General features: G+C 63.1%; 24 protein-coding genes and 1 pseudogene. 12 read left to right on the forward strand and 13 right to left on the reverse strand.

The window, feature by feature from the left end:
- Window positions 1–326 precede the first annotated feature (326 nt).
- Together OCK01_RS03790 and OCK01_RS03795 are read left to right on the forward strand one after the other, a co-directional pair.
- Window positions 327–674, forward strand: a complete 348-nt coding sequence (locus OCK01_RS03790) for an ArsR/SmtB family transcription factor (RefSeq protein WP_263822755.1) — start codon at window positions 327–329, stop codon at window positions 672–674.
- Window positions 667–1,170 (forward strand): SRPBCC family protein, encoded by a 504-nt coding sequence (locus tag OCK01_RS03795; RefSeq protein ID WP_263822756.1) that lies wholly within the window; start codon window positions 667–669, stop codon window positions 1,168–1,170. Before OCK01_RS03790 ends, OCK01_RS03795 begins: the two co-directional genes overlap by 8 nt.
- Window positions 1,171–1,306: 136 nt before the next feature.
- On the opposite strand, the pseudogene OCK01_RS03800 reads toward OCK01_RS03795, so the two are convergent.
- The 3 genes and pseudogenes from OCK01_RS03800 to OCK01_RS03810 form a co-directional block, all read right to left on the reverse strand.
- Window positions 1,307–1,747 (reverse strand): annotated as a pseudogene (locus OCK01_RS03800) (SRPBCC family protein); the annotation flags it as partial.
- A 16-nt stretch (window positions 1,748–1,763) separates the two neighbouring features.
- Complete coding sequence (locus OCK01_RS03805) at window positions 1,764–2,108, reverse strand: ArsR/SmtB family transcription factor (protein WP_263822757.1); 345 nt, start codon at window positions 2,106–2,108, stop codon at window positions 1,764–1,766.
- A 298-nt stretch (window positions 2,109–2,406) separates the two neighbouring features.
- The gene (locus OCK01_RS03810) at window positions 2,407–3,195 is read right to left on the reverse strand and encodes a DUF4394 domain-containing protein (protein ID WP_263822758.1); all 789 of its coding nucleotides are present in this window, start codon (window positions 3,193–3,195) and stop codon (window positions 2,407–2,409) included.
- Window positions 3,196–3,397: 202 nt separating this feature from the next.
- Between OCK01_RS03810 and OCK01_RS03815 the strand changes: the two genes are divergently transcribed.
- Together OCK01_RS03815 and OCK01_RS03820 are read left to right on the forward strand one after the other, a co-directional pair.
- Entirely contained in the window at window positions 3,398–3,943 is a 546-nt protein-coding gene (locus OCK01_RS03815; RefSeq protein ID WP_263822759.1) for a sigma-70 family RNA polymerase sigma factor, read from the forward strand.
- Window positions 3,940–4,644 (forward strand): anti-sigma factor domain-containing protein, encoded by a 705-nt coding sequence (locus OCK01_RS03820; protein ID WP_263822760.1) that lies wholly within the window; start codon window positions 3,940–3,942, stop codon window positions 4,642–4,644. Before OCK01_RS03815 ends, OCK01_RS03820 begins: the two co-directional genes overlap by 4 nt.
- 68 nt (window positions 4,645–4,712) lie before the next feature.
- Here OCK01_RS03820 and OCK01_RS03825 read toward each other — a convergent pair whose 3' ends face one another.
- Together OCK01_RS03825 and ggt are read right to left on the reverse strand one after the other, a co-directional pair.
- Window positions 4,713–5,531, reverse strand: a complete 819-nt coding sequence (locus tag OCK01_RS03825) for an alpha/beta fold hydrolase (RefSeq protein ID WP_263822761.1) — start codon at window positions 5,529–5,531, stop codon at window positions 4,713–4,715.
- Between the two features lie 369 nt (window positions 5,532–5,900).
- Window positions 5,901–7,643, reverse strand: a complete 1,743-nt coding sequence (ggt, locus tag OCK01_RS03830; protein ID WP_263822762.1) for a gamma-glutamyltransferase — start codon at window positions 7,641–7,643, stop codon at window positions 5,901–5,903.
- A 93-nt stretch (window positions 7,644–7,736) separates the two neighbouring features.
- Here ggt and OCK01_RS03835 point away from each other — a divergent pair, with 93 nt between their 5' ends.
- From OCK01_RS03835 to OCK01_RS03855, 5 genes are all read left to right on the forward strand, one after another.
- The gene (locus OCK01_RS03835) at window positions 7,737–8,108 is read left to right on the forward strand and encodes a DUF427 domain-containing protein (protein WP_263822763.1); all 372 of its coding nucleotides are present in this window, start codon (window positions 7,737–7,739) and stop codon (window positions 8,106–8,108) included.
- A gap of 121 nt (window positions 8,109–8,229) precedes the next feature.
- Window positions 8,230–8,685: a carboxymuconolactone decarboxylase family protein gene (locus OCK01_RS03840; RefSeq protein WP_263822764.1), complete on the forward strand. Its 456-nt coding sequence runs from the start codon at window positions 8,230–8,232 to the stop codon at window positions 8,683–8,685.
- 203 nt (window positions 8,686–8,888) lie between these two features.
- Window positions 8,889–9,638, forward strand: coding sequence for an SDR family oxidoreductase (locus OCK01_RS03845; protein WP_263822765.1), 750 nt, complete (start codon window positions 8,889–8,891; stop codon window positions 9,636–9,638).
- Between the two features lie 50 nt (window positions 9,639–9,688).
- Window positions 9,689–10,114, forward strand: a complete 426-nt coding sequence (locus OCK01_RS03850; RefSeq protein ID WP_263823150.1) for a cupin domain-containing protein — start codon at window positions 9,689–9,691, stop codon at window positions 10,112–10,114.
- Window positions 10,115–10,197: 83 nt separating this feature from the next.
- Window positions 10,198–11,094, forward strand: coding sequence for a sigma-70 family RNA polymerase sigma factor (locus OCK01_RS03855; RefSeq protein WP_263822766.1), 897 nt, complete (start codon window positions 10,198–10,200; stop codon window positions 11,092–11,094).
- Between the two features lie 186 nt (window positions 11,095–11,280).
- On the opposite strand, the gene OCK01_RS03860 is transcribed toward OCK01_RS03855, so the two are convergent.
- The 3 genes from OCK01_RS03860 to OCK01_RS03870 all read right to left on the reverse strand — a co-directional run bounded on the left by OCK01_RS03860 (window position 11,281) and on the right by OCK01_RS03870 (window position 15,737).
- Window positions 11,281–13,266, reverse strand: coding sequence for an FAD-dependent oxidoreductase (locus tag OCK01_RS03860; RefSeq protein WP_263822767.1), 1,986 nt, complete (start codon window positions 13,264–13,266; stop codon window positions 11,281–11,283).
- 145 nt (window positions 13,267–13,411) lie between these two features.
- Complete coding sequence (locus tag OCK01_RS03865) at window positions 13,412–14,494, reverse strand: hybrid-cluster NAD(P)-dependent oxidoreductase (protein WP_263822768.1); 1,083 nt, start codon at window positions 14,492–14,494, stop codon at window positions 13,412–13,414.
- Window positions 14,484–15,737: an aromatic ring-hydroxylating oxygenase subunit alpha gene (locus OCK01_RS03870; protein WP_263822769.1), complete on the reverse strand. Its 1,254-nt coding sequence runs from the start codon at window positions 15,735–15,737 to the stop codon at window positions 14,484–14,486. Before OCK01_RS03870 ends, OCK01_RS03865 begins: the two co-directional genes overlap by 11 nt.
- A gap of 121 nt (window positions 15,738–15,858) precedes the next feature.
- Here OCK01_RS03870 and OCK01_RS03875 point away from each other — a divergent pair, with 121 nt between their 5' ends.
- A complete protein-coding gene (locus tag OCK01_RS03875) occupies window positions 15,859–16,782 on the forward strand; it encodes a LysR substrate-binding domain-containing protein (protein WP_263822770.1) in 924 nt (307 codons plus the stop codon).
- A gap of 64 nt (window positions 16,783–16,846) precedes the next feature.
- On the opposite strand, the gene OCK01_RS03880 is transcribed toward OCK01_RS03875, so the two are convergent.
- From OCK01_RS03880 to OCK01_RS26435, 4 genes are read right to left on the reverse strand one after another with little or no spacing between them, the layout of a single operon-like run.
- On the reverse strand, window positions 16,847–17,581 hold the full coding sequence (locus OCK01_RS03880; protein ID WP_263822771.1) for an SDR family NAD(P)-dependent oxidoreductase: 735 nt from the start codon (window positions 17,579–17,581) through the stop codon (window positions 16,847–16,849).
- Window positions 17,578–18,312, reverse strand: a complete 735-nt coding sequence (locus OCK01_RS03885) for an SDR family NAD(P)-dependent oxidoreductase (RefSeq protein WP_263822772.1) — start codon at window positions 18,310–18,312, stop codon at window positions 17,578–17,580. The genes OCK01_RS03880 and OCK01_RS03885 overlap by 4 nt, the downstream gene beginning before the upstream one ends.
- A 17-nt stretch (window positions 18,313–18,329) precedes the next feature.
- Window positions 18,330–19,280 (reverse strand): GlxA family transcriptional regulator, encoded by a 951-nt coding sequence (locus OCK01_RS03890; RefSeq protein ID WP_263822773.1) that lies wholly within the window; start codon window positions 19,278–19,280, stop codon window positions 18,330–18,332.
- 52 nt (window positions 19,281–19,332) lie between these two features.
- Window positions 19,333–19,644 carry a glycine betaine ABC transporter substrate-binding protein gene (locus OCK01_RS26435; RefSeq protein ID WP_318530230.1) on the reverse strand — a complete coding sequence of 104 codons (312 nt, stop codon included), beginning with the start codon at window positions 19,642–19,644 and terminating at the stop codon, window positions 19,333–19,335.
- An 83-nt stretch (window positions 19,645–19,727) separates the two neighbouring features.
- Between OCK01_RS26435 and OCK01_RS03900 the strand changes: the two genes are divergently transcribed.
- Both OCK01_RS03900 and OCK01_RS03905 read left to right on the forward strand, forming a co-directional pair.
- Window positions 19,728–20,684 (forward strand): LysR family transcriptional regulator, encoded by a 957-nt coding sequence (locus OCK01_RS03900; protein WP_263822774.1) that lies wholly within the window; start codon window positions 19,728–19,730, stop codon window positions 20,682–20,684.
- A 150-nt stretch (window positions 20,685–20,834) separates the two neighbouring features.
- A complete protein-coding gene (locus tag OCK01_RS03905) occupies window positions 20,835–21,938 on the forward strand; it encodes a Gfo/Idh/MocA family protein (protein WP_263822775.1) in 1,104 nt (367 codons plus the stop codon).
- 404 nt (window positions 21,939–22,342) lie between these two features.
- On the opposite strand, the gene OCK01_RS03910 is transcribed toward OCK01_RS03905, so the two are convergent.
- A complete protein-coding gene (locus OCK01_RS03910) occupies window positions 22,343–23,032 on the reverse strand; it encodes a response regulator (protein WP_263822776.1) in 690 nt (229 codons plus the stop codon).
- Between the last annotated feature and the right edge of the window lie 3 nt (window positions 23,033–23,035).

Raw genomic sequence — 23,035 nt, forward strand, 5'->3', positions numbered from 1 at the left:
CAACTTTGTTTTTAGTGATATTTTTTTGACGCCAGCCTCCATCCGGGCTCAACACCTCTGTCTCCGCCTCAATAAAGTAAACGCTTCAGGATACGGCGAAAGCGCCAGCAGCCGGAAGTGAACGAAGAACCAGCCGTAAAGACGGAGAGCTTTTCGCCAAAAAGTCCCTGTGTCGCCGCAGGCCCGGAAATTGGCGGCAAAATTGATGACGCCGCAGGAAGAGTATTGCCGGCATGCGCAGGGATGAACCATCTCCAATAGCCGCCCTCCGCCAGCAATGCTCACGGCGCTTGCATCCTTAGCGCACAGGCCCTACACTGAACCATATGGTTCAGCATTCGAAAGATCGGCTCGATCGCTCATTCGCGGCGCTGTCGGACGCCACCCGGCGTGGGATAATCGATCAGCTTGGGCGGGGCGACGCGTCGATCACCCGTCTCGCCGACGAGTTCCAGATGACGCCGACCGGCATGAAGAAGCATGTGCAGGTACTCGAGCGCGCGGGGCTCGTCGTGACGGAGAAGGTCGGGCGCGTCAGAACCTGCAAGCTCGGAAAACACGGGCTCAATGCGGAGGCCGATTGGATCGCGGCGCGTCGCAAGCTCTTCGAGGCCCGCTTCGAGGCGTTGGACGATCTTCTCAGTGAAATGGAACGGGAGGGAAGCGATGAATGACAGCACACTCAGTGGCGTCGATGCGCAGAACCAGACGACGATCGAACGCAGAGGGGATCGCGAACTCGTTGTGACCCGGACGTTCAATGCGCCGCCGAGCGCCGTTTACAAGGCGTGGAGCCGGCCTGAACTCTTCCGGCGCTGGTGGGCGCCCAAATCCATCCCCGGCATTTCGCTGGCCTCATGCGAGATGGATGTCCGCACCGGCGGCAAATATCGGCTGGAGTTCGGCGCCGAAGGTTCGGAAACCATGGCCTTCTACGGCAAATATCTCGATGTCGCGCCCAACGAGCGCATCGTCTGGACCAACGACGAAGGCGAGGACGGCGCGGTCACCACCGTGACGTTCGAGGATCGGGACGGAAAGACGCTCCTGACGTATCACGAAGTCTATCCGTCCAAGGAAGCGCTCGATGACGCGCTCGAAGGTTCGGCTGCCGCATTGCCGGAGCAGCTGAACCAACTCGACGACTTGCTGGCCGGCAAAGACCGATAGCATGGTTTTCGACGGACGGGGACGCGCAGGCCGCCGGCGCGAGATCAGGCCGGCCTCCGCCGCAGCGGGCGGACCCCCCTTCGAATTGGGCGGACCTGCTCCGACCCTCTCATGTGAGACATCCGAGCCATAGGCTTCAGCGCGAGGCCGCGAACCGTTCCAGTTTGGCCAGCGTTTGCTGCCCGAGTTCTTCCGCTCCAAAGCCCTTGGCGGCCTGATATTCCGCGGCGGTGCTGAAGACCATCGTCAGCGTCACCCTGGTTGCGCCATCTTGTTCCTCCATCGTCACGACGGCGTCGGCGTGCTTTGGCCCGTTCTCGCCCCAAAGAAGCGCATAGACTATCCGCTCTTCGGGCTGCACCTCGTGGTAAAGATGGTGGTTTGGGAAAACCGTTCCATCCGGCGCGATCATGTCGAAGACCCATTCACCGCCACTGCGCAGGTCGATCCTGCTTGTTCGGCAGGAAAATCCTTCCGGTCCCCACCACAAAGGCAGCGTGTCCGGGTTCACCCACACGCCCCAGACGACGGATCGCGGCGCCTCGATGATCCGCTGCAGCACCAAGGTGCGATCCGATGCGCTTTCCATATTCTCAGTCATTCTCACGCTCTTTCAATGTCTGCATCACAATCAAGTCCAGCCGATCCAGCCGCGCTTCCCAAAGCGCTTGTTGCCGATCGAGCCATGTTCGGGCGGGGCCAAGAGCCTCGGGCACGATGGCGCAGGTGCGAACCCGTCCATCCTTCGCCGTGGTGATCAGCCCGGCCTCCTCCAGCACCGACAAGTGCCGCATCACGGTCGGCAGCCGCAGCCCGGTCGGTCCGGCGAGATCGGTCACGCTGACCGGTCCCTCGGCGAGCGTCGTCACGATCGATCGACGCGTCGGGTCTGCGAGCGCGTGGAACAACAGCGAAAGAGCGGGATCATGCTTAGCCATGTTGCTAAGTTATCAGGATCAGCAACGAACGCAAGAAAAACTTTGCCGATTGGCTAAGTTTTGAGCGAACTGTGGGCCGCGCCGGATGTCGGCGCCAGATCGCGTGACATATCCCCCGTCAAGCGGACCTTCCATCGGCCTCCCCATCACCAATATGCGGCAATTTCGGAGGAACGGTCGCGTTGGGGGATGCGGCAGGGCAGCTTGAATGGCCGATAAGCGCGCCAAGCGAATATTTACACTGTAGATCGGACGCAGGCAGGTCCCGGCGACCTGCCTGCGTCCACCTTCCTTCTCGTCACATGGCGGGAAGAACAGCCATGTCGCGGACGTCGCTGTCCGCGCCGGTGATGGCGCCGACTTCGGTGGCGGCGCCTGTTTCAAGATCGACGGTGTAGAGCATCTTGTTCGCAGCGAGATAGGCGGTGTTCTCGCCGCCTTCCCTGCCCTGGATGTCGAAGGCGTAGGCGGCTGGTTTGTCCGCAAGTCCGAGCTTGCCGATTGCCTTCAGGGAGCCGTCATTTGGTTTGGTCTGCTGGATGAGAGCGCCGATGGTCGCGTCGATGTTGTACATCGCGGTCTTTTCCGGTTTGCCGATGGAGTTGATATAGGCGGCCGCCACGATGTTCGGTGTCTCGCCCTTGTGCATGTCGCCATCTTCGAAGGCGAGCGCGCCGTCCACCGTCACTGCGCCGGTATCCGGATGGACGCGGTGGTTGGTGACGCCGGTCATGAAGCGAAGACGATCCGCCATCGGGTTGAAATCCACCACGACCGGAGCCTCCGTCAGCGTCAGCATTTTGTCCATCTTTGCGAGATCTGTGGCAGCGCCGCTTTCCAGATCGATGGTTACGATGCGGTGGTCCGGGGTGACGCCGATCACCGTGTTGTTGCCGGGCCGGTAATCGATGCCGACGAGCTTGTCGACGCCGACGACTTCCATGGTTTTAGTCACCACAGGCTTTTCGGTATCGAACATGACGAGTGTCTTGTCGCCGGTCAGCCCGAGAACGGGTGCCGCAAAGGCCGTCGACACCGTAGCGGCAAAGGCGGCGGAGGCGATCAGGGCGAAACGGATGGTCTTCATGTCATTCTCCCGTGCGTTCAACATTTGAGAAGGCGTCAGGCGCTCGGCTCGTGACCCTTCATCATCGAGACACCGCAGAGCCCGCGAATGGATGCAGGCTGTAAAAATAATTTCCGGGATGCATCCATCGGATGGCTGGACGGGTATAGTTTCCGAGAATTGACGATGTTCAACTGTGGCGTCAGGGAAGGTAAGCATATCGATGGGCTCAGGGCCGGATGATCTGGATCAGGCGCTCGCCGCCTGCGCGAAGGGCGACCGTCTGGCGCTGCGACGTATTTTCGATCAGGAGGCCGGGCGGCTGGTCGCCGTGGCGCAGCGTATCGTCAGGCGCCGCGACCTTGCCGAAGAGGTGGTGCAGGAAGCCTTTATCCGAATATGGACCCACGCATATCAATACAACGCCGATCACGGCTCCGCGCGCGGATGGATTTACGCGATTGTCCGAAACAGGGCGCTCAATTTGCTGCGGGACGGCAAGCGTGAACATGTGGTCGAAGACGTCGAAACGCTTCAGGAAGCCGAGCATGCGGAGGCGATCATGGCTGCGTGGCGGCGCCTGGACCAACGATCCCGTCTCCACGAATGCCTCGGATCGCTTGATGAGACGAAGCGGAACGGCATTCTGATGGCCTATGTTGGAGGATATTCCCACGGGGAGATCGCGGGCAGATTGCGCATTCCGCTTGGGACTGCGAAATCCTGGATCAGGCGCGGGCTTACGACGCTTCGGGAGTGCATGGCATGACCTATGACCGGAAGGACCTGGCAGACCTCGCTGATGAATATGTGTTGGGCCTCGCCGAAAGCGCCACCGCTCGGGAAATCGAAAACGCCATGGAACGCGATCCGGAACTGAAGGCGGCGATCGCCCTGAGCCGTGAGCGTTTCCTGCCGCTGGACACGACCGTTACGCCGGCCAGCGTCAACGACAGTCTATGGACTCGCATCGAATCTGCGCTGCCCGCGCAGCAAGGGACGAGCGGACCGCCTGTTTCCACCGTCGCGAATGACAATTCCAGCAAGGGCTGGAAGATAGCAGCGCTTTCATCGACCGCGGCCGCATTGTTGCTGGCCATCGGTCTCGGCTACAGCATCAGTCGTACGGCCGATCCAATCGTCGTCGCCGTTTTGCTCAATGAGGCTGGGGAGGTCCAGGCGGTGATCGAGGACTTCGGCGATGAGCGGGCGACCGTCCGCCTGCTGGCGGACTTCGCAGTGCCGAACGATAAGACCATGGAGGTTTGGACGCTTCCCTCGCGAGACATGGGACCCGTGTCGCTGGGATTGCTTGAGGGCGTTCGTTCGGCTCGCCTCGATGGGCCGGCATTGCCCACCCCGCGTGACAACCAGCTCTACGAGATCACGCTCGAACAATCGGGGGGATCGCCGACCGGGCGTCCGACCGGCCCCATCCTGGCCAAGGGCTTGGCCAAATTGCCGCGTTGACGGATCAAAAATGGCGTCAGACTGGCGATATGGGGCGGGCGCATCCAGCGGTGCGCCCACCCCTGTGATCAGGCGAGAAACTCGATCAGGTCCTGATTCAGGCGATCGGGCGCGGTTGCAAACAGGCCGTGAGGTTCCCCGTCATACTCGACGAGCCTCGCCCCGGCGATCCCGTTTGCGGCGGCCCGGCCCGTCGGATCGATCGGCACAGTCTTGTCGCCGGTGCCATGGATGACGAGCGTCGGAATTGTAAACGCCGCGAAATCCGGCCGGAAGTCGGTCTTGCCGAACGCGTCGACGCAATCGATCGTCGCCTTCGGGCTCGCCATCACGCCGAGGACGAAGGACCAGTCCAGCACGCCTTGGCTGACCGGGCTGGTCACCAAGCCGACGCCGTAGAACGTCTTGGCAAAGCTCTGCAGAAAGGCGAACCGGTCCTTGCGAATATCCGCCTTCATGCCCTCGAAGACGCTGCCGTCGACGCCGTCGGGATTGGTCTCGTCCTTGAGAAGATAGCCGGCGACCGACGCCACAAGCACGGCTTTCGATATTTTCGACGCGCCATGGCGAGAGAGATAGCGGGCTATCTCGCCGCCACCCATGGAAAAGCCGACAAGGCTGACGCCTTGCAGGTCAAGGCCATCGATGACGGCGGCGAGGTCGTCGGCAAAAATGTCGTAGGTATACCCGCTCGCCGGATGTCCGGACTGGCCAAAGCCGCGGCGATCATAGGTGATGACGCGGAAACCGGCTTCCAAGAGCGCGACAGTCTGGTACTCGAACATATCGCCGGTCAGCGGCCAGCCGTGGATGAGGATGACCGGGCGACCTTCGCCCATGTCCTTGACGTGCAGTTTCGTGCCATCTTTTGCTTCGATGAATGCCATCCGGAGGCTCCCTTGATGTTGAATGACGCCATCATTAAAGCCCGTCACGGAGATAGAGTTCCGTTGCAGCCTCAGTTAACGCGCGCTGAAGTCGGCAAAGTCGAGGCCCCTCTTCGCAGGGACGGTCGACGGGAAGAAACCGTCGGCGCGGCCCGGCGGCAGCCGTTATCAGCAGGCTGATGGACGCCGCCACAGTGCGGACGGGGACATTGGTCGGGCCGGCTTCGGGCGTCGCCAGAGGCGTTCGGCATGACGCCCTGAACCGTCAGTCTCCTCAAGCGCCCGCGGCGCGCCGACCTGCGCGAAGCGACGCAATTTTCCCAATAGAACGGGCCGGGTTTCGGATTGGATCGCCGCTCGTTCGCCCGCTCAATAGCCGATCGCCCTGCCGGTCAGCGACCGCGCATCCATGGCGCCGTTCAGTCTGGCACCGCCTCCAGACTTGATCGAGCGGAGACTGTCCCCTCCCAACAGGATACCGGCCGCCTGCCCCCAGATGGTCCATTTGGGATCGATGCCGACGTCGTAGCCCATATCCGCGAGAATTTTCTGCGTGTCACGCGACAGGGCGAATGGCTCCATGACCACCTTGTCCGGCAGCCACTGGTGATGGATTCGCGGCGCATCGATCGCCTCGCCGATCGTCATGCCGTGATCGATGACGTTGAGGATGGTTTCGAGCGTGATCGTGATGATCCTCGCCCCTCCGGGGCTGCCGATGACCATGAAGAGCTTGCCGTCCTTGATCACGATGGTCGGGCTCATCGACGACAGCGGCGTTTTCCCCGGCGCGATGGCGTTCGCCTCGCCCTGGATGAGACCATAGAGATTGGCGACGCCGGGTTTGGAGGTGAAATCGTCCATTTCGTTGTTGAGCAGGATGCCGGTCCCGTCTGCGACGACGCCCGCGCCGAAGGATCCGTTCAGCGTGTAGGTCACCGAAACGGCGTTGCCCTGTTCATCGACGATCGAATAATGAGTGGTTTCTTGGCTCTCGGCCATGGCGAGCGGCTTGACGGCCTCGGACTTGCCGGCTCGAAACGGCGCGATCTTTGCGCGGATCTTCGCCGCATAAGCCTTGTCCAGCAGGGTGGACACCGGGTTCTCGACGAAATCCGGGTCACCGAGCGCGGCGTTGCGGTCGGCATAGGCGTAGCGCATCGCCTCCACCATGACATGCACCGTCTCCGCCGAGCCGGGCCCGAGATAGGACAGCGGATAGCCCTCGAGTATATTGAGAATCTCGCACAGGATGACGCCGCCCGAACTCGGCGGCGGCGAGGAAATGATGTCGTATCCGCGATAGCGGCAGGTGATCGGCTGCATTTCGCGCACCTTGTAGGCTGCGAAATCGGCCGTCGCGAGAATGCCGCCCTTCGCGGCGCTCGCCTTGACGATCTTGTCGGCGATCGGCCCCTTGTAGAACGCGTCCGCGCCCTGGTTCGAGATGGCTTGCAGACTATCGGCAAGATCCGATTGCGCCAGCCGATCGCCCGCCACGTAATGCTTGCCGTCTTTCAGGAAGATGCGGCTCGCTTCGGCGTCCTTCCCGAGCTTCTTCGCGCCCCCGGCGAAGACAGCGGCGTCGCCATCGTCGAGGACGAAGCCGTCTCGCGCAAGCGTGATGGCGGGAGCCATGACCTCGGCGCGCTCGAGCGTGCCGAAACGCTCGAGCGCTGTCTCGAGGCCGAGCACGGAACCGGGAACGCCGACGGCGAGATAACCCGCCGTTGATCTGTCCGGCGCCACATTGCCGGAGGAATCGAGATACATATCCTTGCTGGCCGCCTGCGGCGCCCGTTCGCGGAAGTCGAGGAAGCGCGTCTGGCCATCCTTCAGGCGAATGGTCATGAAACCACCGCCGCCGATATTGCCGGCCGAGGGGTAGACGACGGCGAGCGCATAGCCGACGGCAACGGCGGCATCGATCGCATTGCCCCCTCGTTTCAGAATGTCGACCCCGACCTCCGAGGCCAGCCTATGAGCACTGACGACCATCCCATGGTCAGCCTGCACGGCTGCTGGCGAAGCGGCGTTGACCGACAACGCCTGACCGGTGGCGAGACCGAGGGACAGGATGATGGTAAGACAGGCGTTTGCCAGCACACGCATGGTGAAGTTTCCTTCTCGACCCGACATTGTCTCCACGGTCCATGATCTGGCATGGTGGTCAGACGACAATGAGCCAGAGTGAGGAGAAAATCGATGACTGGCAAGCCATTTAAGATCCCGGACTCCAATCATCCGATTGTCGTGGCCCCTTTCGCGGGACGGGTCGTGATCCGTTGCGGCGATAAAGTGGTCGCCGACAGCCGCGAGGCGCTGACGCTCAAAGAAGCGAACTATCCCGCCGTCATGTATGTGCCGAGGGCGGATGCGGACATGACGTTGCTCACCCGCTCGACCCACGCCACCCACTGCCCCTACAAGGGTGACGCCTCCTATTTCGACCTGCCGAGCGGAGCGAACGGGCGCAATGGCGTTTGGAGCTACGAGACGCCGCATGATGCGGTCGCCGCCATCGCCGGCCATCTCGCATTCTATCCGGACAAGGTCGAGATAGAGACCAGCCCCTGATTGCTTGCCGGGATTTGAGCTCCTTCGAGCGGAAATACTGCGCCGCATGTCACATAGAGGCGGCGCGGCTCGTCATGGCTCCGAACGTCGATTTTCGGCGTTTCGAGCAAGAGGACGAGACATGAGCGAAAGCAAGCGATTGGTCTGGAACGAAGTGGCGCCTCAGGGCGCCAAAGCGCTCTATGGCGTTCACCATTACATCATGACGGGGGCCGATCTTCCCGAAGAACTGATCCACCTCATCTTCCTGCGGGTGTCGCAGATCAACGGCTGCGCGCATTGCATCGATCTGCATACGCGCGACCTCCTCAAGACCATGCCGATCGAAAAGGTGGTCCTGGTTCCGGTATGGGCCGAGGCGCCGCATCTCTTTCCCGACCGGTACCGTGCGGCCCTCGCATGGGCGGAGGAAGTGACGCTGGTCAGCGAGACGCACGCCTCCGACGAAGCCTATGCGGCCGTAAGCGCGGCATTCTCGCCGAAGGAGCTTGTGGACCTCACCATCACCATAGCAGCCATGAACGCCTTCAACCGCCTCGGCGCCCCCTTTCGCCTTCCGGTCAAGGCCAGGGCCTAGTCGAAGCTTTTGCAACAACAGGGGCGGCGTCATCGCCGTCCCGCTTCCGCCGATCTCTCGGCGCCGGAGGCGAATTCACATGCGAGTCGCAAATTATTCCTGTGAATGTCACATCGTCCCAACTCGCCTCGTCTTGCTTTCGAACGGGCGCTTGGAAGCGGCATGGAGCCGCGCCGTCCGTTCCTGAACAAGGAGACGTTGTGATGAAAATCGTGGTGATTGGTGGAAGCGGCCTTATCGGTCGACAACTGACGTCCCGGCTCTCGCAGAAGGGACATGAGGCCATCGCGGCTTCCCCAAGCAGCGGGGTGAACGCCTTGACAGGCGAAGGCCTCGCAGACGCCCTGACCGGAGCCGACGTGGTGGTTGACGTGTCCAATTCGCCCTCGTTCGAGGACACGGCGGTGCTCGACTTCTTCGAGCGCTCGGGCCGCAACCTCCTCGCCGCCGAAGGCGAGGCTGGCGTGACGCATCACGTCGCGCTGTCCATCGTCGGCACGGACCGGCTGGAGGGCAATGGCTACTTCCGGGCCAAGGTTGCGCAGGAGCGGCTGATCAGACGTTCCGGAATCCCCTTCACCATCCTGCGAGCCACCCAGTTCTTCGAGTTCGTCGCGACCATCGCCCAAGCGTCGGTCGCCGGCGACCGCCTCGTCGTGCCCGATGCCGAGTTCCAGCCCATCGCCGCCGCCGATGTGGCCGCAGCGCTCGCCGACATCGCGCTCGCTGAACCGCGGAACGCCACGATCGAGATCGCCGGTCCCGACCGCCTTCCGTTCCGCGACTTCGTCGCCCGCCGCATCGCCGCCGATGGCGACCATCGGGAGGTCCTGGCCGACAGCGCGGCCCGCTATTTCGGCGCGGCGCTCGAACGGGGATCGCTTGTTCCCGAGCATTTGGAGGCGGCGCGGCTGGGGTCGACCCGGTTCGAGCGCTGGCTCGCCGGCGCCTGAACCCTATGCGTATCTTCCATCCACCAAGAAAGGGTCTTTCCATGTTGAGAATGTTGAAAAAATTCCTGCCGGCGCCCGTCCTTGCCGTCTTCGCCCTCTCTGCGAGCCCCGCCATGGCGGCCGATGTCGCGAAGGGAGAAGCGCGCGTCACCATGATCTTCGACCATCCGCTGCCTTCGGTTCCCGGCAAGAGCCTGCGCGGCGTGCTTGTCGAATATGGTCCGGGCGGCTCCTCGCCGTCTCACACGCACGCGTCATCCGCCTTCATCACGGCGACTGTGATCGCGGGCGCCGTGCGCAGCCGGATCAATGATGGTCCGGCGAAGGTCTTCCATGTCGGCGAGAGCTTCGTCGAGATGCCGGGCGACCATCACGGCGTGAGCGCGAACGCGAGTGACGTCCAGCCGTCCAAGCTGCTTGCCGTATTCGTGGTCGATACGGACGACACCGAGCTGACGACGCCCGACCGCCCCTAGAACCGCCGTGCTATATCGGGGCGAAGAATCCGCCCGTAGCCAGGATCAGCGAAGTGTCCTAAATCACTGTCGAGGAAACGCATATGCTGCATGCAGACAACGCCACGGCTATCTTCGAGACGCATCGCCCGCGGCTCCTGCGCATTGCGTATCGAATGCTCGGATCGCGCAGCGAAGCCGAAGACGTCGTGCAGAACGCATGGTTGCGTTGGGTCGCCTCGGACAGGAGCGGCGTCTCCGCTCCGTATCCATTTCTCGCCCGGGTGGTCACCCGGCTTTGCCTCGACGAGATGAAGTCGGCCCGCGCACGGCGGGAAACCTATGTCGGAGCCTGGCTTCCGGAACCGCTGGTCGAAACCCAGGAGGAGAGCCTGGAGGAGGATGACCTGACACTGACGCTGATGATGGCGCTCGAGCGCTTGTCGCCTTTGGAGCGGGCGGCGTTCCTGCTTCACGACGTTTTCGGTGTGCCGCTCGGCGAGGTGGCGGACACGCTCCACCGGGAAGCGGCGGCCGTGCGCCAGCTCGCCGTCCGCGCGCGACGAAACATACAGGCTGCGCGTCCGCGCTTTCCGGTCGAACGCGTTGAAGGCGAGCGGATCGCGCGGGCGTTCTTCGCGGCCTCGACGAGCGGCGACACGGCGACGCTGCGGACGCTTCTCGCCGAGAACGCCGTTCTTCGCGCGGACGGCGGCGGCAAGGTTCTCGCCTTCATCAACCCTATCACGGGGCTGGAGCGCCTCCTGCGGCTCTACGACGCCGTGCGGGGCAAATGGGGAGAAGGCTGGGCGGAGATGCTGGAACCCGTCTGGATCGACGGGCTGCCCGGCTACATCAGCCGCGAGCGAGGCGGCATTCTCCAGACGACGGCGCTGGCGATAGAAGACGGCCGCATCACCGCGATCTACATCACCCGCAATCCAGACAAGCTTCGCCACGTCGCGAACGCTCTCGCGGCGAAGCCGGACCCCGCCGCCTGACGCGCCGATCAGGCCGCGTGCGGCGCGGCGCCTGCAACATGCGCCGAATTCTTCATGCGAAACGGAGCGATACAAGATGTTCCGGCGGGCCGCGAAAAAACGATCCGGCGTCGAGACAGCAACGAATGGATGTCAGTCATGGAGGCCGGCACATCGGCGGTCTGGAGTGTTTCGGCTTTGTCGTAGCTAGAGCGCCAGCGCCGCGCGACGGCCGTCGTAGAAGGCGTACGGCGCCTGGCGGGGCGCGGCGCAATCGCCGACGCTCTGGGACACGATACCCAGCGCCGCCAACTCCTTTGCCAGCCAGTCCGCCGCAACATTCGTCGTCGCGGTCACGAGGCAGTCTCCCTCCACGAAAGAGCGTCGCCCCGTGGTGTGGTCGATGATCGTGGCGCCGTTTCCATGCCATTCGACCACACTGACTTCCAACTTCCACGCGACGCCGAGCTTGGCCAAAGTCTTTCTCAACCGCGCGTCGGCGGCGGTGCGGACAAGCTCTTTTCCGATCATCGCGTCCGGAGACAGGATGACGACCTCATGTCCGTCTTCGGCCAGTTTCCATGCGGTCCCGCATCCGCGCCAGCCGCCCGCCTCATCCAAGACGAGGACGCGCTTGCCGAGCTTCGCCTGGCGCGCCATGACCGCCTCGATCGACCAGACGCCGCCGAGCTCGATCCCCGGCAAGATATCGACAGAGGGTATCGCCTTCTGAAAACCGGTCTCGGTCGGCATCGAACCGGTCGCCAGGATGACATGGTCGGCTCCGTGCGCCGCCACATCCTCCGCCTCCATGTAGACGTTGAGCCGCACGTCGACGCCGAGCCTGTCGAGCTGCCGTTCGTACCAGTCGAGAAGGTCGATGATCTGGGCCCGTCTCGGCTGGCTTCCCGCGAGCCGGAAGTTGCCGCCGAGACGGCTGGCTGCTTCGACCAAGCTCACCGCATGCCCTCGCTCCGCGGCCACCCGGGCGGCTTCCAACCCGGCCGGGCCGCCGCCGACGACGAGAACCGTCTTGGGATCGGCGGTCCGTTCGAAGCGGTCGCCGCCCCACTCGAATTCCCGTCCCACCGAAGGGTTGATCAGACAGCTGATCCAGTAGTCGCGCGAGCGCCTGCCCCAGCACATCTGATTGCAGGAAATGCAACCGCGGACATCCTCGGGCCTTCCGTCGAGGGCTTTGCGAGCGAGATGAGGGTCTGCGATCTGGCCCCGGACGATTGAAACGAGGTCCGCGGAGCCTTCACTCAAAACCGACTCGGCGTTCTCGGGCGTGCGGATATGGCTCTCGGCCATGACGACGGCGTTCTTCACGACCGTCCTGACCACCGCCGCCAAGTCGGTTCCGAGCTTTTCGGGGAAAAGGAAGGTCGGTATGAGCGGGTCGAGATTGAGGTATCCGCCCGAGCCGCAGGTGACGTAATCCATGAGACGGAGATCGTCGTGGTGTTTCACGATCTCGGCGAGCTCGTCCCGCTGCAGCGTGACCGAGGTCTCGCTATCGTCGCTGATGGCCAGCCCGATGATGAAGTCGGGGCCGCAGACCTCCCTGATCCGCGTCATGATCTCCCGCGACATCCGCGTCCGGTTCTCGAGCGATCCACCCCAGGCGTCGTCACGGCGGTTGCTCCACGGGGTCCAGAATTGATCCACCATGCCGAGATAGGCCGCCCAGACTTCGACACCGTCAAAGCCCGCCTCCTTGCAACGCCTCGCAGCCTGGACGAATCCGTCGATGGTCTCCCAGATTTCGCTTTCGGTCATGGCGTGCGAGCCATCGCTGTCATGATAGCTGGGCAGTCCCGAGGGCGACCAATGCGGATGAAACGAGAGATCGGAATCCCCGTGAGCGCCGATGTGATAGAGCTGCTGGATGGCGACCGCGCCGTTCGACTTGATGGCTTCGGTCACCTTGCGGAAATAGGGGATCACGCTGTCGTCGGAATGGCGGAAATTGCCTCGGGTCAACACTGCGGCGGCGTGGACCGGGACGGGCTCGACGACGATCATCGCTGCGCCGCCCATCGCTCGTTCGGCGTAATATGCGACATGCCGCTCCCCAGGGACGCCGTCGACCGCCATGTTCGACGTATGCGCTCCGAAGACGATTCGGTTTCGAAGCATGTGTGAGCCGACCTTCAAAGGCGAACCGAGGCGGGGAAAATTCGTCTTCACGCTGGCTCCTCATGTGTCATTGTCCGGCGCGGGTCGGGTCGGGGAAAGAACCGATCCAGCGCCCGCCGTTGCGATCTGGGCCGGCGGCATGGATCGGGCTCGCATGTCCGCGGCGGCTTCCGAATTCCGAATAGGATATCGGCCTCTACCTGTCGATGACGAGATCGCTCATGGGCTTGGAGCAGCAGGGCAGAAAGAGCCCTGAGTCGATCTCCCTCTGGCGGATGCCGCCCCCATGTTTCATGTCGACGGCGCCGCTGACCAACTTCGATTTGCAGGTGCCGCAAATGCCGTTGGCGCATGACGACGGCAGCCTGACGCCGGCTTTTTTCGCGCAGGACAGCACCGTCTGATCGGCTCGGACCTCGATCGTCTTGCCCTGCTTGGAAAATTGAACGGTGAAGGTCTTGGCCTCCGTCGTCTGCGGCAAGCCCGTGACCGCGTCTTCGAGCGCCGCGCCGTCGAAGCTCTCCTCGTGATAGTTTGCGGGCGACACTCCACCGTCTAGGGCCAGGGTCCGCATGGCGCGCATGAACGGGGCCGGGCCGCAGCACATGACCGTGCGTTCCGCCAGGTCGGCGACGGCCAGGCCGAGATATTCTTTCGAAATCCGACCCGAGAGTCCGGACCACGTTCTTTCGTTCGCGATATGCTCCGGCAGGAAGTGGAGCCTGAAACCTTTCAGGCGCTCGGCCAGCGTTGCGAGCTCCTGTCGGAACACCAGGTCTCTCGGGCTGCGTCCCGCATGGAGGAAGACGACATCCACCGGTTCGGCGGCGTCCGCCATCTCCCGCGCCATCGACATGACGGGGGTGATCCCCGAACCACCCGACACGAACAGATATTTCTTCGCCGCGGGCCTCACGAATGTTCCAAGCGGCCCGGTCGCCCGCACCTGCGCGCCGGGCTTGAGGTTGTCGTGCAGCCAGTTGGAAACCTTGCCGCCCTCCACGCGCTTGACGGTGATCGTGATGGCGTTCGACCGGAAGGGAGACGAGGAAATGCTGTAGCAACGGCCGTCCTGCTCTCCGTCGATACCGGGCTCGAACATGAAATACTGGCCTGCGCTGAACGCGAACCGCTTCCGCTCCGGCGACACAAAGGTGAAGCTTTTCACGTCATGCGTCTCGTCGTGGACGTCGACGCAGAGCAATGTGTCGTCGGCGTCGGCGTTCCAGGTCGCGACGGCAGCGGGCGATGCGCTTCGTTCAAGCAGCTCAATAGCCATGAGCGCGCATCCTCTCGATATACCAGGTGGCGAAATCGTCGAGCGCGCCTTCACTGAATTTCGAATACTCGCCGGGTTCGTATGCGGGATCGAGGATCCCGGCATGCGATCGCGCCACGAGCGCAGCGTCCTGCTCGGTGGTTTCCACCCAGACATGGATGAGCTTCTCGAGATCGTAGTCGACGCCTTCGACGGCGTCCCGATGCACGATCCACTTGGTGCGGACCAGAGTGGTGTCGGCGCTGAGCGGAATGACGATCGAGGTGACGGCGTGATCGCCCATGAAGTGGTTCCACGAATTGTGGCCCCACAAATGCATGTCGCCGAGGTCCTTGCGCGTCATGTGGCCGAGGAGCTTCGAAGACGCCGCGGTCGCGTCCTCGGTCTGGGACTCGCCGGCTCCGGCGATGATCAGACGCTGGGTTCTGAAATTCGTCTCGACGTTTCGTGTGTGCTCGATGGCGACCGACGGAAAGCCGTCGGCTTCCCAGCTGCGGGTGCGTTCGTTGTACATCGCGAAATGCGCTTCGGCCTCTTCGCGGTCCTCGGGGCTCAGGCTTTCCGGATCATAGCCGAAGTCAAGATCGACGAAGGACACGCAGAGCTCGGGGTGGTTGGCGCTGCAATGGTAGCATTCACGGTTGTTTTCGATCGTGAGCTTCCAATTTCCCTTCTCGATGACGTCGACCTGATGGGCGACCTTGGAATTGCGTAGGTCGTAGGGCGCCAGTCGTTCCACCATCACTCTTTCGAGTTCCGATATGTCGGCCGGGGGCGTGTCGCCGAGACAGACATAGATGAGGCCCGCGATGGACTTGAAGTGCACGGATTTGAGGCTCTTGCAGCTCTTGTCGAAATCCTTGCCCATATGCGGCGCATAGCTGAGTTCGCCGGAGAGTTCATAGGTCCATTGGTGGTAGGGACAGACGAGTTTGGACACGACCGTGGCGCCGGCGTCGAGAAGCCTCGATCCGCGATGGCGACAGACGTTTCGCACTACCCGCACCTCGTTGTCGTCGTCTCGAAGCAGGATCAGGCTCGTCTTGCCGATGTCGATGACGACGGCGTCACCCGCTTCGGGAACATCGCATTCCAGGCCGATATAGATCCAGTGCTTGGTGAAGAACACGTCCATGTCGGCGTCGAAGACGTCGTCGCGCGTGTAAAGCCCCGCCGGTAGCGAGTGACCTTCGATCCGAGCGTCGAGCAGCGGAGACAGCGAAGACGGAAATTTGTTGAGCATAATGCACCCTTATGTATGATGGCCGAAGGATCGCAGCAATTTCATCAAACTCAACCGTAGTAATGGGGCTTCTTCACATAATGAAATGTAATGCGACCGCCGCTTTTCGTTGGAACGGACGATGAAGAGTTTTCGCAGGCAACTGCCTCCCTTGACGGCGCTGACGGTATTCGAGGCCGCAGCGCGTCTGTCGAGTTTCACCAAGGCCGCCATTGAGCTCGGCGTCACGCAGGCGGCGGTCAGCCGCCAGATTCATCTGCTCGAAGAGGATTTCGGGTTCCCGCTCTTCGCCAGGTCGCACAGGCGGGTCGCGCTGACGGACAAGGGCAGGATGCTGTCGGAGGCGGCGAGCGGAGCGTTCAATCTGCTCGCCGAAAGCGTGGCTGACCTTCGCAGAGGAGGCGAAAGCGACGACCTGACCATCTCCGCGACCGTCGCCTTCTCCCATTTCTGGCTTATGCCTCGGATTTCGGAATTCTCGCGACAATATCCGGACATCAACCTCCGCATCGTCACGCAGGACGACATGCCGGACCTGGAGCGAGCCGAAATGGACATTGCGGTCCGCTTCGGAAACGGGATGTGGCCGGGCGGCCATGCCGAGGCGCTGTTCGAGGACGAGATATTTCCGATCTGCAGCCCCGATTTCGCCCGCTCGGCAGGGCCGATCGGCGCCCCGGGCGACCTGATCCGTCACTCGCTCATTTCCAACGATACCGACGACCCGATGTGGACGGGCTGGAATGAGTGGCTATCGGCGTTCTCGGTGGTCGTTCCCAGAAAAACGCTCGGGCTCCGCTGCAGTTTCTATACGGAGGCGATCTACGCCGCTCTCAACGGACACGGAATCGCCCTGGGCTGGAAACATCTCGTTCGCGATCTGCTCGACCAGCATCGGCTCGTTCAACTGACAGACGCGGCGGTGAAGCCGAGAGGCGCCTATTTCGCCGTCATTCCCACGCGGCGCGCCCCGAAGGAATCGGTCCGTCTGTTCAGGGAATGGCTGTCGGTCGCCTCGCAGGAGCTGGCAACCCGCAATCTGTGACGGCCGACGCCGACCGGCGGCGCGCCATGGACGGCTGAAGACCGATGCGCCGCCCGGTCCGCCATCAGGGCAGACTGAGCTTGGCCATCCGTCCGCCATCGATGGTCCACACCTGCCCCGTCACGAACGACGATTCCGCCGACGCCAGCCAGGCGACGAGGCTCGCCACTTCCTCCGGCTTGCCGGTTCGCCCAACGGGGTGGATTTTGCCGATATTCTCTCTGAAGGCCTCGGGGTCGGGCATGCTCTCGATGAACTCGACATTCAGATCGGTGTCGATCCAGCCCGGCGCGACGGCGTTGCATCGGACACCCTCGGCGCTGTGATCGACCGCGATGGCCCGGGTCAGACCGTGCAGGCCCGCCTTGGAGGCGCAATAGGCGGCGTGCTTTGGATTGGAGCCGAGGCCCTCGATCGATCCGATGTTGACGATCGTCCCACCCGTCGCGCGCAAATGCGGAAGGGCGGCTTTGATCAGCATGAACGGCGTGGTGAGATTGACCGCAATGGTCCTGTCCCAATCCGCCAGGCTCATGTCCTCGGCGAGCGCCTCCTGCATGACCCCTGCATTGTTGACCAATATGTCGAGCCTTTCAGCCGAAGCGATCACTGAATCGACCGCGCGTCCGGCGTCGGCCGGAACGGTGAAATCAACTACAATCGACTCGAAGTCGTGGTCCTCACCGCGCTGCGCGGTGAACACCCGAGCGCCTTCATCGCGAAGCCGCCTGGCGATCGCCTGGCCGATCCCGCTTCGTCCGCCCGTCACCAGGGCGACCTTTCCCAAAAATCTGCTCATCCGACCGGCTTCCCGCCATTCACTTCGACCAGCGATCCGCACATGTAGCGCGCGGCGTCGGAGGCGAGAAAAACCACGACCTCGGCGATGTCCTCGGGTTCCGCGATACGACCGAGCGGGACGGTCTTGCCGAGTTCGGCGACTGCCGTGTCCGCATCGAAGCCGCGCTTGACGAAACCCGTCCGCAGCATCGGCGTATTGACCTCGTTCGGGCAGACCGCGTTCACGCGGATGTTCTGATGCGCGTGGTCCATGCCCATGCATTGGGTCAGAGAGGCGATCGCCGCCTTGGTCATGCAATAGACGGCATGATTGGGACCCGGCCGCACGCCCCAACAAGACGACACGTTGACGATCGCGCCGCCGCCGCGGTCGGCCATGATGGGGATCGCGGCCCGGCAGATCCTGAACGGCGCGTGGACGTTTACGCCGACGGACAGGTCCCACTCGGCGTCCGTTGTGTTGGCGACGTCGCCGCGGGTGATCACGCCTGCATTGTTGATCACGATGTCGAGGCCGCCGAGGGTTTCGAACGCCGCTTTCGGCAGGCCATCCGCATAGGCGGCCTCGAGCAGGTCGCCCGGCAGGCGCGCCTCCGCCTCGATGCCCGCGACATCGCGGTCCGCCACAGCCACCCTTGCGCCGGCGGCGCGCAATTGTTTGACGATCGCAGCGCCGATCCCGCCCGCCGCGCCGGTTACGAGCGCCGTCTTTCCTTGGAAATAGGTCATTTTTTCCTTCGTGAGCTCTAGTTGAGGATCGACCGCTGACTGCCCGGCGTGTTGCCGAAGTGAGCGCGGTAGACTTTAGAGAAATGCGACGTCGAGACAAAGCCGCACGCCATGGCGATGTCGGTGAGAGCCCGGTCCGATTGGACGATCAGGTTCCTCGCCCGATGCAGCCGGAGTTCCATGACGTATCGCTTCGGCGTGGTGTTGAGATAGCGCTCGAACATGCGCTCCAGCTGCCTTGCCGAGATGCCCAGTCTGCGCGCCAGCTCGGCGCTGCTCAAGGGAGATTCGACATTCTCCTCAATGAGCCGGATCGCCTCGCCGACGCGGCTGTTGCGCAGACCGTATCTCGACCGCATGGAGACTTTTTGGGTCGCGCTGCCGTCGCGCACGGCGTTGTAGACCATCTGGTCGGCGACGGACGCGGCGAGATCGCGTCCATGGTCGCGCGCGATCATATGCAGCATCAGGTCGGCCACCGCCGCGCCGCCCGAGGCGGTCACGAACTTTTCGTCCGCGACGAAGACGGACTTGGTCAGATTGACCGAAGGAAACCGCTCGGCGAAGACATCGTGAAATTCCCAATGCACGGCCGCCCGGCGGCCATCCAGGAAACCGGCCTCGGCGAGCACGTAGGCGCCGGAGCAGATGGCCCCGATCTGCATTCCACGGGCTCTTTCGCCTCGGAGATAGCGAAGGAGGTCCGGCTTTGTGCGCCGCTGCACGTTGATGCCGGACACGACCATGAGCCGGTCATCGCGCCCCGACGGCGCGAGACCCTGATCCACGAGCGTGACCGCTCCATTCGAGCACGTCGCGGATCGGCCGTCGGCCGACGCGAGCCTCCATGCGTAGAGATCGCGGCCAGCCATCAGGTTGGCGATGCGAAGCGACTCCACGGCGTTGGAGAAAGCCAGATGGGTGAACTCTTCGACGAGTAGAAAAACGAAATTTGTGGTTTGGCTCATGACCATCATCCTGTGCGGGGCGCCTCAGGCGAAGCGCCCCGACCGTTGACGATTATTTCGCGGCGGCGCGGGCGTCAGCGAGCCAGCCGTTGTAGAGGTCCTGATGCGCCTTGATCCAGTCGTCGACATGGCGGTCGATGTCGGCCGACGTCTTCTCGCCATCGGTGATCAGCTTGTTCTCGGCCGAGATGTCGTTGATGTCGAGCTTGGCGACTTCGAACAGCTTCTTGGCGGCCGGGTTGGCGGCCAGGAAGTCATTGCGGGCGACGACACCGATATTGCCGACGGCGAAACCCAGGTTCTTGCCGTCGAATTCGGTATTGGCCTTCGCGTTGTCGGGCAGCGAGGTGTAGGCGACTCCGATGCGCCGTCACGCTCGCCCTGTGTGGAACGGGATGCGGTCGGCATGCTTGTCATTGATGATGCGCCGGCGTATGTATCCATTCGATGAATTTACACGGCATCGATCTCAATCTTCTCGTCGCCTTTGACGCCATAAACGCCGAGCGAAATGTGACGCGCGCCGGCGCTCGTATCGGCCGCACCCAGCCGGCCATGAGCGCGGCGCTCGCCCGCCTGCGCGACCTGCTGAAGGATGAGTTGTTCGTGAGGGGGCCTTCCGGCTTGCAGCCGACGCCCCGCGCCGCCGAACTGGCCGAACCGATCGCGACCGCCTTGCGCGACATTCAGCGCACCCTCGATTTCACCCAGGATTTTGATCCTTCGACGGTCAGGACGACGTTTTCGCTGGGCCTGTCCGGCCATGCCGGCTCCGTGGTCCTGCCGCGGCTTCTCGCGGTCCTCGCGGCGAGAGCTCCGGGCGTCGATCTCACGGTGCGGGAATTTGATAGCCGCGATGCCGCCATCGATCTTCTCGACGCCGGGGATGTGGATCTCACGGTTGGCATTCCCCTGTCGGCTTCCAGTCGCATCCTGAATGCGCGGCTGTTCCAGGAGCGATACGTCTGCATCCTGCGAAAGAACCATCCTACGACCGCGCGCGCGCTCGATGCGCAGACATTCCTGTCCCTGAACCATATCCAGATTGCGCCGGACACCGATGGACTGGATGTCGCGGACGCGGCCCTGGCGACCAAGGGAATGAGGCGGCGCGTTGCGCTGACGGTCCCGCAAATGGCGTCGGCGCCGCAACTCGTCGCCTCGTCCGACATGCTGGCCATCGTGATGGAGGGCGTCGTGGCCAATTCCGGTTTTGCCGACCGGCTCACCATGGTCGATTTTCCTCTGCCGCTGAACCCGGTGCCCTTCGTCATGTCCTGGCATCGCAGAAACGACGCGCATCCGGCGCAGCGCTGGATCCGGAACGCGCTTCTGGGCGCGTTTCCGCATGTCTGGCTCGCTTCGGAAAATCTCTGCGGCGACCTCGTTCAGCCCTATTACTGACGTCCCCGACAGCCTCGAGGGCCGAGGACCATTATCCATGCCATCGATGGCGCCACATATCGGCTATCGATTTCCGCTCCGTGGCGTCCATCGATAGGCTCCTTCCCATGTCGCCGATCGGCGACGGATGGCTTCAAGGAGCAAAGAGACATGAACGACAAGAAATTTCGGGTTGGCGTCATCGGCGCAGATATCGCCGCAAGCTGGGCCGGAGCCTCTCACATCCCCGCCTTGGCTACACAGCCGCATCTGAGGCTCGCGGCCGTCGCGACCCGGCGCGAGGAGAGCGCGAAAGCGGCGGCGGATGCTTTCGGGGCCGAGCGCTGGTATGCGGACCCCTACGCGATGATCGAAGACGCCTCCATCGACGTCGTCACTGTCGCCGTCAAGGTGCCGGCGCATCGCGAACTCGTGCTGGCCGCGCTCAGGGCCGGAAAGGCCGTCTATTCCGAGAGCCCGCTCGGCGCGACGCTGGCCGAGACCGAAGAAATGGCCGCAGCGGCAGGGTCGCTCCATACCGTGATCGGACTGCAAGGCCGCCACAACCCGGCCGTTCGACGGGCGGCGGAAATCGTCGCATCCGGCCGGCTGGGACGGCTCATGTCGGCCCGCGTCATCGCCACGACCTTTGGATACGGCCCGCAATCGCCAAAGGCGTATGACTACTTCAACAAGGCTGCCTCGGGTGCGAGCTTCATGACCATCACCACCGGCCATGTCGTCGACGTCATCGAGGCGGTGCTCGGCGCCATCACGCAAGTCGATGCGCGCACCGAGCTTATCTGGCCGGAGATCGACATCGTCGACACCGGGGAGACATCCCTGCGGGATATTCCCGATCATCTCGACCTCATCGCCAAAACGGCGAGCGGCGCTCCCGTTTCGGTTCAGGTGCTGGCCGGCGTTCCCGCAGACCAGGCGAACTTCACTTTCGAAATCCGCGGGGCCAACGGCTGGCTGAAACTGACGGGCAGCCATTTCGCCGGCGTCCAGGTCGGCGACCTCGCACTCGGTTCGAGCGTCGATTTCGAGGCGCCGGACGCGCCTGTCGCCTCCGGCGTCGGGCCGACGGCCGCCGACTTCTGGGCAGGCGCATCGATCAATGTCGGCGAAGTCTACGCCTCGCTCGGAAGAGATCTCGCCGAAGACACCCGTCTCACGCCCGGCTTCGCGCATGCGCTTCACAACAGTCGCCTGGTCGCCGCCATCGAAAAAGCGGCCGAGACGGGACAAAGGCAACACATCCCGTCCTGAAACAGGCCCGGAGCCGCCCTGTGAACGCAGGGCGGCCGACGGAGATCTACATCGAGGAGACCTATGATGCAGATGCGCCATGTTGGGAAAAGTGGCCTGTTCGTCTAGGGCCGCGCCTTGGTGTAGTGTTCCCAGCATGCGCGCGGATCAACCTTGCACGATGATCCACGGAGCTAAGCCGAGGATATGCGTCGTCCCGAGCCCCGCCGCGCAACATCACGTCCCCCGCCTGCTTCTGTTGGATCCAATCGACCCCGCATTCTTGAGAGCAGCGTCCAGGTATTTTCATGAAGAGAGCAATCCGGATCATCCGACACGCGCGCTGACGATGTTCGCCACGGCGTCGGCGGTCGCGACGTTGGCCAATCCTGTTCCACCGTCGCGCAGACCCCTGGATGTCGCCGTCACTCCTGCTCCGCCATCCGGTAGCCCACCCCGGGCTCGGTGCGCACGATGCGCGGCTGTGTCGGATCGCGCTCGATCTTCTGCCGCAACTGGCCGATGAAGACGCGAAGATAATGCAGGTCGTCGCCATGCGCCGGACCCCAGACCGTTGTCAGCAAGGCGCGATGGGTGACGACGCGCCCGGCATGGCGGGCCAGCAACAGCAGCAGATCATATTCCTTGGGCGTGAGGTGAAGCGTCTCGCCGTCCCGCATGACCAGGCGTTTGACGGGATCGATCACCAGCCCGTCGACCTCCGTCACGGTCGGGATCGCATCGCGGCGGCCGCGATGGCGCAGCGCCGTGCGGATGCGCGCCGTCAGCTCACCGATGCCGAACGGTTTTTCGACATAGTCGTCGGCGCCGAGATCGAGCGCGCCGATCTTCTCGCTTTCGCGGTCCCTCGCCGAGAGAATGACGATCGGGATGTCCGACCATCCCCTCAGGCTCGCGATCACTTCCTTGCCGTCCATATCCGGCAGGCCGAGATCGAGGATGACGAGGTCGGGCGCCTGGGTCGCGACCGCCTTCAGCGCTTCGGCGCCCGTGCCCGCCTCGACCACCTCGTATCCCGCCGCCGTGAGCGAGGGTTTCAGGAAGCGCTGGATCTGCGGCTCGTCATCGACGACCAGTATGCGCGACAGGTTCATGTG

This window comes from Rhizobium sp. TRM95796 (assembly GCF_025779995.1).
Lineage (GTDB): Bacteria > Pseudomonadota > Alphaproteobacteria > Rhizobiales > Rhizobiaceae > Rhizobium_E.

Coding starts and splice junctions, on each gene's coding strand:
- OCK01_RS03790 (WP_263822755.1), top strand. CDS start 327: ATGGTTCAGCATTCGAAAGATCGGCTCGATCGCTCATTCGCGGCGCTG.
- OCK01_RS03795 (WP_263822756.1), top strand. CDS start 667: ATGAATGACAGCACACTCAGTGGCGTCGATGCGCAGAACCAGACGACG.
- OCK01_RS03805 (WP_263822757.1), bottom strand. CDS start 2,108: ATGGCTAAGCATGATCCCGCTCTTTCGCTGTTGTTCCACGCGCTCGCA.
- OCK01_RS03810 (WP_263822758.1), bottom strand. CDS start 3,195: ATGAAGACCATCCGTTTCGCCCTGATCGCCTCCGCCGCCTTTGCCGCT.
- OCK01_RS03815 (WP_263822759.1), top strand. CDS start 3,398: ATGGGCTCAGGGCCGGATGATCTGGATCAGGCGCTCGCCGCCTGCGCG.
- OCK01_RS03820 (WP_263822760.1), top strand. CDS start 3,940: ATGACCTATGACCGGAAGGACCTGGCAGACCTCGCTGATGAATATGTG.
- OCK01_RS03825 (WP_263822761.1), bottom strand. CDS start 5,531: ATGGCATTCATCGAAGCAAAAGATGGCACGAAACTGCACGTCAAGGAC.
- ggt (WP_263822762.1), bottom strand. CDS start 7,643: ATGCGTGTGCTGGCAAACGCCTGTCTTACCATCATCCTGTCCCTCGGT.
- OCK01_RS03835 (WP_263822763.1), top strand. CDS start 7,737: ATGACTGGCAAGCCATTTAAGATCCCGGACTCCAATCATCCGATTGTC.
- OCK01_RS03840 (WP_263822764.1), top strand. CDS start 8,230: ATGAGCGAAAGCAAGCGATTGGTCTGGAACGAAGTGGCGCCTCAGGGC.
- OCK01_RS03845 (WP_263822765.1), top strand. CDS start 8,889: ATGAAAATCGTGGTGATTGGTGGAAGCGGCCTTATCGGTCGACAACTG.
- OCK01_RS03850 (WP_263823150.1), top strand. CDS start 9,689: ATGTTGAAAAAATTCCTGCCGGCGCCCGTCCTTGCCGTCTTCGCCCTC.
- OCK01_RS03855 (WP_263822766.1), top strand. CDS start 10,198: ATGCTGCATGCAGACAACGCCACGGCTATCTTCGAGACGCATCGCCCG.
- OCK01_RS03865 (WP_263822768.1), bottom strand. CDS start 14,494: ATGGCTATTGAGCTGCTTGAACGAAGCGCATCGCCCGCTGCCGTCGCG.
- OCK01_RS03870 (WP_263822769.1), bottom strand. CDS start 15,737: ATGCTCAACAAATTTCCGTCTTCGCTGTCTCCGCTGCTCGACGCTCGG.
- OCK01_RS03875 (WP_263822770.1), top strand. CDS start 15,859: ATGAAGAGTTTTCGCAGGCAACTGCCTCCCTTGACGGCGCTGACGGTA.
- OCK01_RS03880 (WP_263822771.1), bottom strand. CDS start 17,581: ATGAGCAGATTTTTGGGAAAGGTCGCCCTGGTGACGGGCGGACGAAGC.
- OCK01_RS03885 (WP_263822772.1), bottom strand. CDS start 18,312: ATGACCTATTTCCAAGGAAAGACGGCGCTCGTAACCGGCGCGGCGGGC.
- OCK01_RS03890 (WP_263822773.1), bottom strand. CDS start 19,280: ATGAGCCAAACCACAAATTTCGTTTTTCTACTCGTCGAAGAGTTCACC.
- OCK01_RS03900 (WP_263822774.1), top strand. CDS start 19,728: ATGAATTTACACGGCATCGATCTCAATCTTCTCGTCGCCTTTGACGCC.
- OCK01_RS03905 (WP_263822775.1), top strand. CDS start 20,835: ATGAACGACAAGAAATTTCGGGTTGGCGTCATCGGCGCAGATATCGCC.
- OCK01_RS03910 (WP_263822776.1), bottom strand. CDS start 23,032: ATGAACCTGTCGCGCATACTGGTCGTCGATGACGAGCCGCAGATCCAG.